The organism is Neobacillus sp. SM06 (genome assembly GCF_050496765.1).
Taxonomy (GTDB): domain Bacteria; phylum Bacillota; class Bacilli; order Bacillales; family Cytobacillaceae; genus JAEVLT01.
In genome coordinates, this window is record NZ_JBNWEO010000015.1 from 390,033 (window position 1) to 402,723 (window position 12,691).

General features: G+C 40.3%; 10 protein-coding genes and 1 other annotated feature. Of the genes, 4 read left to right on the forward strand and 6 right to left on the reverse strand.

Going from position 1 to position 12,691, the window contains the following annotated elements:
- Positions 1 to 78 precede the first annotated feature (78 nt).
- Both efeB and efeO read right to left on the reverse strand, forming a co-directional pair.
- Positions 79 to 1,323 (reverse strand): iron uptake transporter deferrochelatase/peroxidase subunit, encoded by a 1,245-nt coding sequence (gene efeB, locus ACQYAD_RS11500; protein WP_430238282.1) that lies wholly within the window; start codon positions 1,321 to 1,323, stop codon positions 79 to 81.
- 13 nt (positions 1,324 to 1,336) lie between these two features.
- On the reverse strand, positions 1,337 to 2,509 hold the full coding sequence (efeO, locus tag ACQYAD_RS11505; protein ID WP_430238284.1) for an iron uptake system protein EfeO: 1,173 nt from the start codon (positions 2,507 to 2,509) through the stop codon (positions 1,337 to 1,339).
- A 263-nt stretch (positions 2,510 to 2,772) separates the two neighbouring features.
- Between efeO and ACQYAD_RS11510 the strand changes: the two genes are divergently transcribed.
- Both ACQYAD_RS11510 and ACQYAD_RS11515 read left to right on the forward strand, forming a co-directional pair.
- The gene (locus ACQYAD_RS11510) at positions 2,773 to 4,170 is read left to right on the forward strand and encodes an alkaline phosphatase (RefSeq protein ID WP_430238286.1); all 1,398 of its coding nucleotides are present in this window, start codon (positions 2,773 to 2,775) and stop codon (positions 4,168 to 4,170) included.
- Positions 4,171 to 4,233: 63 nt separating this feature from the next.
- Positions 4,234 to 4,926 (forward strand): hypothetical protein, encoded by a 693-nt coding sequence (locus ACQYAD_RS11515; protein ID WP_430238288.1) that lies wholly within the window; start codon positions 4,234 to 4,236, stop codon positions 4,924 to 4,926.
- Between the two features lie 104 nt (positions 4,927 to 5,030).
- On the opposite strand, the gene ACQYAD_RS11520 is transcribed toward ACQYAD_RS11515, so the two are convergent.
- Complete coding sequence (locus ACQYAD_RS11520; protein ID WP_430238803.1) at positions 5,031 to 6,371, reverse strand: glycosyltransferase family 2 protein; 1,341 nt, start codon at positions 6,369 to 6,371, stop codon at positions 5,031 to 5,033.
- Between the two features lie 239 nt (positions 6,372 to 6,610).
- Between ACQYAD_RS11520 and ACQYAD_RS11525 the strand changes: the two genes are divergently transcribed.
- Positions 6,611 to 7,189 carry a YitT family protein gene (locus ACQYAD_RS11525; RefSeq protein ID WP_430238290.1) on the forward strand — a complete coding sequence of 193 codons (579 nt, stop codon included), beginning with the start codon at positions 6,611 to 6,613 and terminating at the stop codon, positions 7,187 to 7,189.
- Positions 7,190 to 7,272: 83 nt separating this feature from the next.
- Here the strand turns inward: ACQYAD_RS11525 and ACQYAD_RS11530 are convergent, their stop codons facing one another.
- Together ACQYAD_RS11530 and ACQYAD_RS11535 are read right to left on the reverse strand one after the other, a co-directional pair.
- Positions 7,273 to 8,025, reverse strand: coding sequence for an ABC transporter permease (locus ACQYAD_RS11530; RefSeq protein WP_430238292.1), 753 nt, complete (start codon positions 8,023 to 8,025; stop codon positions 7,273 to 7,275).
- A complete protein-coding gene (locus ACQYAD_RS11535; protein ID WP_430238294.1) occupies positions 8,022 to 8,768 on the reverse strand; it encodes a phosphate ABC transporter ATP-binding protein in 747 nt (248 codons plus the stop codon). Before ACQYAD_RS11535 ends, ACQYAD_RS11530 begins: the two co-directional genes overlap by 4 nt.
- Before the next feature lie 278 nt (positions 8,769 to 9,046).
- Here ACQYAD_RS11535 and ACQYAD_RS11540 point away from each other — a divergent pair, with 278 nt between their 5' ends.
- Entirely contained in the window at positions 9,047 to 10,402 is a 1,356-nt protein-coding gene (locus ACQYAD_RS11540) for an alanine/glycine:cation symporter family protein (protein WP_430238296.1), read from the forward strand.
- Positions 10,403 to 11,710: 1,308 nt separating this feature from the next.
- Here ACQYAD_RS11540 and ACQYAD_RS11545 read toward each other — a convergent pair.
- Entirely contained in the window at positions 11,711 to 12,277 is a 567-nt protein-coding gene (locus ACQYAD_RS11545) for a membrane-spanning protein (RefSeq protein WP_430238298.1), read from the reverse strand.
- Positions 12,278 to 12,433: 156 nt separating this feature from the next.
- Positions 12,434 to 12,676: a binding site (T-box leader), on the forward strand.
- The last annotated feature ends 15 nt before the right edge of the window (positions 12,677 to 12,691 follow it).

Consider the following 12,691-nt stretch of genomic DNA (forward strand, 5'->3'; position numbering starts at 1 on the left):
TGTCTCCGAATTTTGGAGCCAGGCTTTAGCCTAAGAACAAAAGGCTGCGATTCAAGCAGCCTTTTAAATATGAAAAGATTATTTTTCTAACAATCTTTGTGCCAAATATTCTCCTTTTCGAATGCCTCCTGGCACAGCAAAAAGTGCACTGCCAATATGTTTTGTGTATTCATTTAACATATCGAATTGAGATAGCTTTCTCAGCATCGGTATAAACTGGGTTTCAGGATTTTTCTGATAGCTGATAAACATGAGTCCGGCATTGAGGTTTCCTGTTGTTGGATCCATTCCGTCGGTGTACGAATAGGCGCGGCGGAATATTTGCTGACCTGTTTCTTTTGCGATCCGGACATGCGAGTTGAAAGGAAGTTGCGTCACATCAACTGCATCATGCTCGTTTAATTTTCCGTATGCAGCACCGCTTGATTTTTTTCTGCCAAATGTGTCTTCTTGGTTTTTAAACGATGACCTGTCCCAAACTTCAAGCATCATTTGAATTTTTCTGCAAGCCATATAAGAACCGCCATTCATCCAGTCGGGTTCATCTTCGCTGGCCCAAACGATAGATTGAAATGCTGCCTGATCATCAGGTGAAGGATTTGCGGTGCCATCTTTAAAACCAAATAAGTTTCTTGGTGTTTGCCCATCCTTTTTATTAAGGAATCCGGCTTGAATCCATTGCACTTCAGCAAGTCCGCTTGCGGTTTTGATTAAATTGCGAATCGCATGAAATGCCACTTGCTGAACATCAGCACATACTTGGATGCAAAGATCGCCTCCGATAAAAGGCTCTTGCAATGCGTCTTTTGGCATTGGGGGAATATCCTTTAACTGTTTTGGTTTTTGCTGGGCGAGGCCATAACGATCGATGCCGTTTTTGATAAAAAAAGTGGAGCCAAGCCCAAATGTTATTGTGAGTTTAGAGGAAGAGAAATCATCCGCTTCACCAGAATCTGCTGGAGGAACAAAGTCATTGATGCTGGTTTCCGTATTTATTTTTCCTTCGCTCAGTTTCGCACCGAGATCCGTCCATTGTTTAAAAAGCTTTATGACCTCTTGTTTGTCTTCTGTAAGCAGTTTGAATGCAGCAATATAGGCATATGCCTGCTGTGGTGTGGCAATGCCTGCTTGATGTTTGCCAAAAAAGGAAATGACATCACCCTGTTCTTTTGGAGAAGCATTTGCCTGTTTATCAAAAACATCTGACATAGCTGTTACTGCGCCAAATCCGCTGGCCCCTAGTGCGATTCCAGCACCAGCCATTGCGGTCATCTTTAGAATATCCCGCCTTGAGAATTTGTTTGAACTTGATTTGCTGGACATTTTTTTCTCCTCACTATGCTAAAATCTTTGCAGTCTGCCCCATTAATTCTGAGAGCACACTTAATTTTTGGCTAAGATCCCGGATCTGTTCTTTCGTTAAATCGGTATATAGAACATATTGTCCATTCGTTTTATAAGACGTAAGTGTTGTTGCCAGTTGCGAGAACTGTTGATCAAGTTTTACCGAAAGTTCTTGATCTTGTTTAATTAAATAAGGCTGAATCGCAGTATAGATCGCAAACGCTCCGTCTACGTTGGCGCTTAAATCCATTAAATCTACATGGGCGAATCGCTCTTCTTCACCTGTAATTTTAGAAATGGCTGCCTCATTGATCAACTCCATCGCACCTGCGACAAATTGCGCAGGATTAAGGCTGACGTTTTTCACTTTTTCCTGAAGTAGAAGAATATCTTGATTTAGTTTGTCTGCAACTTTTGCCATCTCATCTAAAGATTCCCCGTTCCATAATGCTTTTTCAATCCGGTGAAAGCCTCCCCACTCAGAAGGGTCCACATCTCCTTCACGGGCATCAATTTTGGGATCAAGGTCGCCAAAGCTTTCAGCGATTGGCTCAATCCGTTCATAATGTGATCGAGATTCAACATATAGCGATTTAGCTTTCGGGACATCTTTTGCTTTCACGGCTTCGATGAAACTTTGAGTAGATTTTACTAATTGGTCTGTTTCAGCAAAAACATATTGTTTGTATTGATCGATGGCTTGCGTTAAAAAGGCAGAATTCTTTTTTTCCATTTCTTTTGCATTTGCTAGTTTTGCTAATGAACCTTTAAGGGAATCTGCCATTTCGTTTAAAATCTTTTTATCTGGATTGTTCGAAGTTGCAGCAGCGTATAAAGGCATTAAGTATTTCTCAATTTCTGTATACAGTAGGGGATAGGAATCACGAATCCTATTTTCATTTTCCAGCCATTGCTGATTTAATAACTCTGCTGATTTTTTAAGAGAATCATTGTTTTTGGCAGCGATTGCTTTTTTTACATCCTTCAGTGACTGCTGCATAGCTGTAGCAATCGATTTTGCATCCTTCTTCACTTTCCCTGTAGTTGTTGTTTTTTGTTGGGTGTTGTTTGTGCTTTCAACGGTTGAACTGCACCCTGAAAGAATCGGGAACAATAGGGAAGAGGATAAAATACCAGCCATTAGTTTTTTGCGATGAAAATTCATGATAGGAAACCCCCTGTTAATATGTATTCGATATCATTCATTATGTGAAAATGATAATCATTATCAATATTATGGATTATCTATTTAGTCAGTGTCAATAAAATTTTTACACTTTTTCTGAAATCTTTACGAAAGAATCTATCAATCTTTACACCTAGTTAATATTGGCTTAACAAACTCACTATATAGTTTAATTGTCAGTTAAATTAAAATTTGATTAGAATTCGTTTAGAATTCAATTAGAATCCAGGGAGGTTATTCATTTGCTGAAAAAGAAATGGAAAAAGAAGATTTTGCCGATTGCTGTTTTATCTACTGTAGCTTTCGGATCCTTGATCGGCGCAACATTCCAACAAGATGTCCAAGCTAAAGAAGTAATTGAACAGAAACAAGAAAAAGGAAACAATGCTGATATTCGGAATGTAATTTTTTTAATTGGGGATGGAATGGGCGTATCTTACACTTCTGCTTACCGTTACTTAAAGGATGATCCATCGACGAAAGCAGTGGAACAAACGGCGTTTGACCAATATTTAGTCGGTCAGCAAATGACGTATCCCGAAGACCCAAAGCAAAATGTAACTGACTCGGCAGCCGCAGCAACAGCTATGTCTGCTGGTATTAAAACATACAACGCTGCAATCGGAGTTGATAATGATGGCTCCCGTGTGAAAACAGTCCTTGAAGCAGCAAAAGAAAAAGGAATGTCTACAGGTCTTGTTGCTACTTCTGAAATCACTCATGCTACACCAGCGTCCTACGGTGCACATGATGTAAGTCGGAAGAACATGAATGCGATTGCTGATGATTACTATGATGAATTGATTAATGGCGGCCATAAGATTGATGTTATGCTCGGAGGAGGAATTGGGAATTTTATTCGGGCTGACCGTGATTTAACAAAAGAATTCCAAAAAGATGGCTATTCCTATGTAACGAATAAGGATGAACTGCTAAAAAATAAAAACACAAAACTATTAGGATTGTTCGCTCCTGGCGGAATGCCAAAAATGATTGACCGCGAAAATGCGATGCCTTCTCTGGAGGATATGACCAAAACAGCGTTAAATAAGTTAAATCAAAATAAAAAAGGCTTCTTCTTAATGGTAGAAGGTAGCGAAATTGACTGGGCTGGACATGACAATGATATTGTTGCAGCTATGAGCGATATGGAAGATTTTGAAAAAGCGTTTAAGGCAGCCATTGACTTTGCCAAGAAAGATAAGCATACGCTTGTCATTGCAACAGCTGACCACTCGACAGGTGGCTATTCAATTGGTGCGAAAGGCAACTATAACTGGTTTGGCGCTCCAATTAAAGCAGCAAAACGCACGCCTGATTTCATGGCCCAGCAAATTGCAAATGGTGCTGATGTAGAGCAAACATTAAAATCTTATATCCAATTGAATTTAACCCCAGAAGAAATTCAATCAGTGAAAAAAGCTGCAGAAACGAAAAAAACAGTTGAAATCGATAACGCGATTGAGACCATTTTTGATAATCGTTCCTTCACAGGCTGGACGACTGGCGGACATACTGGGGAAGATGTAAACGTCTATGCATATGGGCCGGGCAGCGATTTGTTTGCAGGAAAAATTGACAACACCGATCAGGCAAAACATATTTTTGACATTTTGAAGCGCGGTAAAAAATCAGAATAAGAAACACTGTTCCCGTTGATCGCTGTCAACGGGAACAATCACGTAAAATGAAAGGAGATTAGAATGAAAAAATTCATTCCAATCGTAATGACCCTCTCACTAATTGCTGGATGCAGCAGTGCAAAACCATTTGATTCGGAGAAAGTGAAAGCGAAGGAGACCGAAACGAATAAAGATGTCGGTGGTTCTGTCAAGCCAAAAAACAAGGCTAAATCGTTAACAGATGTTTATGTTCCAAACCCCCAGGTTCCGAATGATACCAACCTTTTGCAGGTAGGTAAATCCGTAAAAGATGATAAAGGGGAAATGAACCTTCTCGGTTTAGCTGCATTAAACAAAGTCTATTCTGTTGGGCCAATAGAAATGAAAATAAAAAATGTAAAATTGCTTCAGCTTTTGCCTACGTATTCGCTAATGGATTATTTCCACTACTATACAGAAAACTATGAAGATATTAAATATGTTAAGGTGGAAGTTGAGCTAATCAATAAATCAGCGAAAACGGTTCAATTCGGACCTGTTGCTCACTTGGAAACGAGCAATGGAGAAAAGAAAGATTTTAAAGATGATTTTTATATCGAATATTTAGGTGGGGAAATCGAAGCAAATGGATCAAAACAAGGTTCGCTTGGATTTATTATTGAAAAATCGTCTCCAAAACCGAGCTGGATTGAAATCACAACAAGTGATGTACTAGATAAAAACAACAAAAAAGTGGCCGGAGCCCAAAAAATAAAAATTGATTTTGAGTATTGATCATTCTCGTCCAAACCAAATATCATAAAGAATGAATGCGGAAGGATGTTTGGATATGTGCAAAAAAACCGGGCGATACTAATTTTACCGCCCGGAATAGAGTTTTATTTCCAATTCCGCTTCAGTTTGAAAAATTCTTGAATATAACCATATACCGAAACAGGGGACATGATCATTTGATATCCAAGAATGAATAGGATAAAACCAAGCTGATTTTTCCGTACTTTTAATTGCAAACGTTTAAAGACATGGTTTCTTTGATAGAGATAAAGGATGCTGTAACTGATGAGTGTCAATGGCAAAACAAGCAAGGTCATTGGGCCTACAATCCAAAAATAGCCAAAAAATGATAACATCAATCCCGGAATCCAGAAAAGAGTATAGGAAAGATCCAAGTATGGCATCAGAAAGTTGATTCCTGTCAAATACTTGACATACATTTGGGGCTGTTTCCATGGCTTTACTTCGTGCAACCCTTCGATCATTCCCCTTGCCCATCTTGCCCGCTGCCGAACAAAATGCCTAAATGAACTCGGGACTTCGGTGAATGAAACAGCAAGCGGCTCAAAATAAACTTTCCACTTTTTTTCAAGCAACCGCCACGTTAAAACAATATCTTCTCCAATCGCATTAGGCCATCCGCCAATTTCTCTTAATTGCTTTGTTTTATAAATGCTGTATGCACCTTGAGCAACAAGCGTTCCTTGGTATAGTCCCTGTAATCGTTTGATTGAAGCAATTCCTAAAAAATAGTCCCACTCCTGGATTTTCGTCCATAAATTTTCTCGGCTGTTTTTGGTTAAAACGGAACCTGCCACTGCACATACATTATCAGGACTTGAGTTGATTCGGGCAACAAGGTAACGAATCGAAGATGGATGTAGCAGTGTGTCCGCATCAATGGTTATGACTAAAGGCGTTCGAACCAATTTCAGTCCATGGTTTAATGCATGAAATTTCCCCGGTCTCGATTCATTGAGCAGTTCGATTTCTATTTTCAATTCTTCTTTTGCCTTTAATGTCTCCTTGGAAGTCCCATCGGTCGAGCCATTATTGATGACAAAAACCTTGATTTTCCCCAAATAATCTTGTTTGTCTATATAGTATAAAGTCTGATAAATTTTATCTTCTTCGTTATGTGCAGCGATCAGGATGGTAATTGCGTCATTCGGAAATTCATTTTTAAAATAAGGCTGGCGATCCAAAAGCAGACTTACAACTAAAAAGGCGTTCATGTATCCTGGCAAATACGAAATACCTGCGATGATTAAAAACGCAAGTGGATAGGAGACGTAACTGGCCAGATCTTTCAGCCATGGAAGGGAAAGGAAAAAGGAGAACCCCATCCACGCAAAAGCACCAATATGGCTGAGCCAGAATTTTATATAAATAGAAACATAAAACGTATTATCCTGTTTTTTGGGTGACAGATACGTTGAATGTATCGCTGTTTTCACTGGTATAATCCGATCCTTCAATTTTAAAAAGTAAAATTCGTGCCCTAAAAATAACATATTTTTTGATCATTTGTTAGCGAGTTTTAATGGTAGTGATGGGTAATCTTGCATGGTTTTCTGTTTAATGATCAAATACAGGAGTCGGGTTGGTATCAAGCTTTTCTTCACTGCATATATGTAGAAAGAGAATCGAGTGCTTGTCTCGTAAAATGAAAGAGGTGAGGAACATGCCGCAACATATTAGGCAAATTAGCGTGGCCAGTCTGTTCATTGCTACAGGAATAAATGGATTTGTTGTCCCTGCACATTTAATCAATGGGGGAATATGGGGAATTAGCTTACTGGTGAATTATTTATGGGGTTTTAACCTAGCTATTGTGTTTATTTGTCTCAACCTTCCAATCTACTTTTTTGCAATAAAATATGACCTTGCTTATTTCTATAAAGGCTTGATCGGGACTTTTATTTCCGCCATTTTTATTAAGTTATTATTGCCATTAACGAACTTTTTTCATTTTCCTCTATTGCCGGGTGTCATTTTTGGCGGATTATTGATCGGAATTGGCGTTGGCTTAATGCTCCGAGTTCATGCAAGTCCGGGTGGAGTGGATTTGCTTGCCTTACTGCTTTCAAAAAAAACATCCATCAATCCAGGATTCTTGTTACTTGGAATCGACGCAGCGATCATTCTTTTTGGAGTTGTAGCACTAAGGGATGGAAGATTGCTTTATTCGCTCCTAATTATTTCGATTGTTGGCATAACCGTAGCCTTTTTAACAGGAATTAAATCAATCAAAATATGCTAGTATGTTGAAGCTCTTTTACCTTGATTTAATGAAAAAAGAACTTGCCGGTTCACTGGCAAGTTGATGGTTATTTCAAAATGGTTTTAGTCATATTCAATCATCTGATGATCCTTTGTGAATAAGATTCCGTGTGAGAGGATCCCCAGCAGGATTGCCGTAATTGCAGCTGCAGAGGTAAAAGAATACATAATTAAAATTTGATAGCGAACCGCTTCAATTGGGTTTGCTCCGGCAACAATCATTCCAGTCATCATACCCGGAAGCTGTACAAGCCCGACCGTTTTCATTCCATCTATAGTTGGCAGCATTGCTGCTTTTACTGTACTCCGCATGACACGAGCGATTGCCTGTTTCGATGTGGCGCCGAGTGCTAAAAAGACATTGATTTCTTCACGTCGCGTTTCCAACTCGGATTTTAAGCGATTGAAAAACAGACCGGAGACGACCATCCCATTTCCGATGATCATTCCGCTAATTGGTATAATGTATTGGGGAGTTGCATGAATGATTCGAAGTCCGAGCAGTAAGCCCATCGTTAGAATTTCGGTTGAAGTGATCGCTCCGGCAATCCGCCAACCAACTCCAGGGAGTCCGTTTCCCTTTTTCCGTGCGTTTAACGTTGCCACTGTGATCATCAAGACAAGCATCAATAGGATTAAGATCCAAGACTTTAGCTGAAAGATAGCATGTAAAACGTAGCCAACAGCGATTAATTGTATTGCTGCTCGTATGGTGCCAATAAGGATATCTTTCTCAAGCCCGATTCGTTGCCAAAGTGAAAGCAAAATGGCAAATGCAACAAAAACCAATGTTAAAAATAAAGCAAGAGTTGTCATTGAATAACTGGTTCCTCCTTCTCAAAAGAGGTAGCGATGAACTCTTTTGTAACAGTATGCTTTGGGGAATTGAAAACCTCATTTGTTGTACCTTGCTCGATCATTTTTCCCCCTGCAAGTACCCATGTGGTTTGGCCAACTTTTTTGGCCTGTTTTAAATTGTGCGAAACCCAGAGAATTGTTTTCCCCTCCTGTTGATGCAACTGTTGAATCAACTTTTCTATCTCCTCAGAACTATTGGGGTCAAGAGAGGCCGTGACTTCGTCCAAAAGGAGTACTTCAGGTTTGTTCGCTAATGTACGAGCGAGAGAGACCCGTTGTTTCTGGCCGCCTGAAAGGGTGCGGGCATCTTGATCTTTCAAAGATTTGGAAAGTCCAACTTGTTCCAATAAATGCTCTATTTCCAATTCGGACAGCTCTCGCTGAACCAATTTCGGACCAATCATCAAGTTATCACGGACAGTACCGGCTAGCATTGTCGGCAATTGAAAGACCAATCCAATTTTTCTGCGCAATTCCAGAACATCCAAGTCAATGTAAGGTGTATTTTTGAATAAAAGAGTCCCTGAATCCGGATCGGTCATCCGATTGATTAAGGACAAAAAAGTGCTTTTTCCGGAGCCGGACGGTCCAATAATGGTAATTAGTTCACCTTGCATCACACTGGCACTGATGCCATTTAAAATTGGCACACCTTGCTGATTCGCTTTCGATACATTTTCGATCGCAATTAATTTTTTCAATTTAATCATCCTAGTAAAAAATCTTCTGTACCGATGACCCCAATACATATATGAAAGTACTCTTATTTGGTACTCTATGTCAATGTTTACATGGTCTTTTCGTTTAATTGTTAATCTTTTTGGCAAAATAATAGTTTGGATTTAAGTTTACAAAAAACACTGAATTTTCAATTCATTTTTGCTATACTAAATGATGAATATGGTAAAAAAGGAGGGACATGCATTTAAATAGCTCAATTCATAAAGAGAAACAACGAACATAAAAAGGGGAGAGGTATATGAGCGAATTTTTAACCAAAGTAAGTGATATAATCTGGGGGCCGCCGCTTTTGATTCTTTTAGTTGGTACAGGCATTTTTTTATCTATTCGAATTTCCTTCCTTCAGTTCGGCAGACTTCCATATGCTCTAAAGCTTGCATTCTCAAAACACCAGGATCATTCTTCAGAAGGAGATATTTCCCATTTTCAATCGCTAATGACCGCTCTTGCCGCGACAATCGGAACCGGGAACATAGCTGGGGTAGCTACCGCTGTTGTTCTTGGCGGACCTGGAGCAGTGTTGTGGATGTGGGTTACAGCACTTGTGGGGATGGCCACAAAGTATTCTGAAGCCATACTTGCTGTGAAATACCGAACAGTTGGAAAACGGGGCGAAATGGCTGGCGGGCCGATGTATTATATTGAAAAAGGCCTTGGCTGGAAATGGCTGGCGGTAATGTTTGCTTTTTTTGGTGCGGTGGCCGCTTTTGGAATTGGCAGCACGGTTCAGTCAAACTCCGTTGCCGCGGCTATTCAATCCAGTTTCGGAATTAATCCATGGGTGACTGGAATTGTACTGACAATCGCAACAGGTCTTGTCTTGCTTGGTGGGATCAAAAGTATCGGAAGGGTTACTTCTTACATGGTTCCATTTATGGCTGTTTTTTATATTTTGGGAGGTTTGATTATAATTTTCGCGAATATTGAAAAACTTCCCGCTGCCCTTAACCTCATTTTTTCAGACGCGTTTACAGGAAAGGCTGCTGCTGGGGGGGCGGTAGGCGCGGTCATTCGCTATGGCGTGGCACGGGGAGTTTTTTCTAATGAAGCAGGTATGGGATCGGCACCGATCGCGGCTGCTGCGGCAAAAACTGACCATCCCGGCCGCCAGGCACTGATTTCCATGACCGGAACCTTCCTTGATACGATCGTTGTTTGCTCCATAACCGGGATTACCTTGGTCATGGGTGAGTTGTACACAAAAAGTGATTTAACCGGGGCTGCATTAACGACGCAAACGTTTGATCAAATGCTGCCGGGTGTTGGAGGCTGGATTGTTTCAATCGGTATTATTCTTTTTGCTTACTCAACTGTGCTGGGCTGGGCATACTATGGAGAGAAATGTGTTGAATACTTGTTTGGAATGGGTTCAATAAAAGTGTATAGGATTTTTTATACGCTTTCTGTTGTTGTCGGAGCTGGTATGAGCCTTGGGTTAGTTTGGACGATTGCTGATATTTTTAATGGTTTAATGGCCGTGCCGAACTTGATCGGTCTTCTCGGTTTATCCGGAGTGATCGTTGCTGAAACAAGAGAATTTAACAAGATATTGAAAAAAGAAAAGCTTGAAAAGAAAAAGGAAATCGCAAGCTAGGGTAAATGGATAGGGTGCCCCAAAAATTATATATTTTTGGGCACCTTTTTTTATAATATCAGAATTTATATGTTGCCCCTTTTTAACGATTGCCTGAAGAGTAAGACATGTATTCCAATATTCTGAAACGAATCTTTTTGACCAAAATCATGAATCTGTGACATGAAAAGTAACATGCAAGGAATTTATTCCATTAGTAGGGTGTTTCATGGTTGACTGTTTGATTTCCGCTCCAGGCGGCTTCGCTTTCCGCGGGCGTGCCGGGGAGCCTCCTCAGCGCTTTTGGCGCCTGCGGGGTCTCCCCTGCCCCGTACTCCCGCTGGACATTGAATAAGCTTCTTGAATCATCAACGCACGAAGGAAATGCGATAGCATTTTCGAGGAGTCTTCGCCGCCTTCCGCTCCAATCCAAAATGTGAGCGGAATCGACCATAAGTAAAATGATAGCGTTTCTTTGTCAAATTTCTACGATAATAAATTTTTTGGTTTGCCAAATAGGCATGTATCAGGTCTTTTCAGGCTATTCACATGCATGGTTTAGGTTAAAAATGTGAGATATACTTGCGTGAATGTCTTAAATGAGGTCTATGTTTTTCAACTTCAACGATTTCAATCTTGCATGCTTCACCATTTTGTAAAACGGTCTTACTTCTTCTGTGAAACACTTTTTTTCAACGGAACCTCCTCAGCCATTAACAGTACTTGACCAACATAAGATATGTAAAAATAGGGGCAAATCCTTCGCAACCTTTGTAAGTACGGTTGACGCCTTCCTTCTTGGTATTACAGTTATCAAGTGACGAGAATCGAAAGAGAAATTGGAGCCAAGGAATAAAGGCTCAGACTGGTAAGAACCCGATGGCCTGGTCAAAGTGCTTATGTTACTGAGAGCACAAGGGATGATTGCTTATTTCATCATTGCCAAAAGCAATTCGAATAAGGAAAAAAGTGTTCCGCAAAGGAGTACAAACGAGCTGATGTTCTCTAGCAAATGATCGCTTCGAATCCAGGGTTCATTCGTTTATGGCACTCTGTTGATTGGAGCGGAAGGCGCCGACTCCTGGGGGATTAGCGTTACAGGCGAGACCCCGCAGGACATTGAATAAGCTTCCTAGAAATAACATCGCACGAAGGAAATGCGGATGCATTTTCGAGGAGCGTTAGCGACGAGGAGGCTCGGCGAACGCCCCCCGGAAAGCGAGTGCCTGGAGCGGAAATCAACAGACCCCGTTTATCCGCCAAACTAAAAAGGACCGGGCGGTTTGTGCCTGGTTTTTCTTAACCATTAGGACTAAAGAAGGAATTCTATTATTTTTTGTTTAATGTAATCGAGTATACAGCGGCAAAAAGCGCACCTATAAATCCCGCAGTTAAGTCTGTCATCGTATCTGTATTTCCGCCTCTTTGCATAGTATGGGTGTAGGTATGGTCTCCAATGAATTCGTAAATTTCCCATATGACGCTTGAAAGAACCGATAGGGAAAGGACAAACAGAAAAATGAACCATTTTGAAATTCTGCTTTTGGCAGATTCAGGCACTAAAAGCCCATATAAAGAAATTGCGGCCAATCCGACCAACATGCCTTTATAAAAATGCAGGGAAGTATCCCACCATTTAACATTTATATAAAAATTGGCAATCGACCCTAAAAAGACAGTGCAAAAAATAAAAATAAAATATCCGATAATCAGAAGCGTTGGGAACAGATTTTTAATTTTTGGAAGGAGTAATAGTAATGGAAGGGCACTTATCAATATACCGCCGCTTGCGACTTGCCAGCGGGAAGAGTCCCCTTTTAAAACATAATAAATGGTTAAAATCGCCATAAAAGCAATAAAACAACTGCTAAGTATGATTATTAACTTACTCTTCATTTCATCACTCCAAAATTGCTGTCTTTATAATTATGTCCATTTTGCTTTCAATAATAAAGAAGACATAAATTTTTTTAAAACTAAAAATATACTAAAAATTAATTGACTCGATTCCTTTCCGGTGGTACCCTTATGTTTATAAATGAACAAACAAACAATCAATCAATGAAGAGAACAGTAGGGAGGTTTTTGTTCTACAGAGAGTCGGCGGGTGCTGAAAGCCGATGAACAAAACTTATCTGAAGATCATCTCTGAGATGCAGGGCCGAAATCAGTAGGCTTTGCCGGAACGTCCCCGTTATCATGGAACACGTATAGAAAACTGTACGGAGATCGAGAGCCGCAGCTGAATTTTGGTTGCGGAAGTAGGGTGGTATCGCGAGTTTACTCGTCCCTATCCATGGGGCGGGTTTT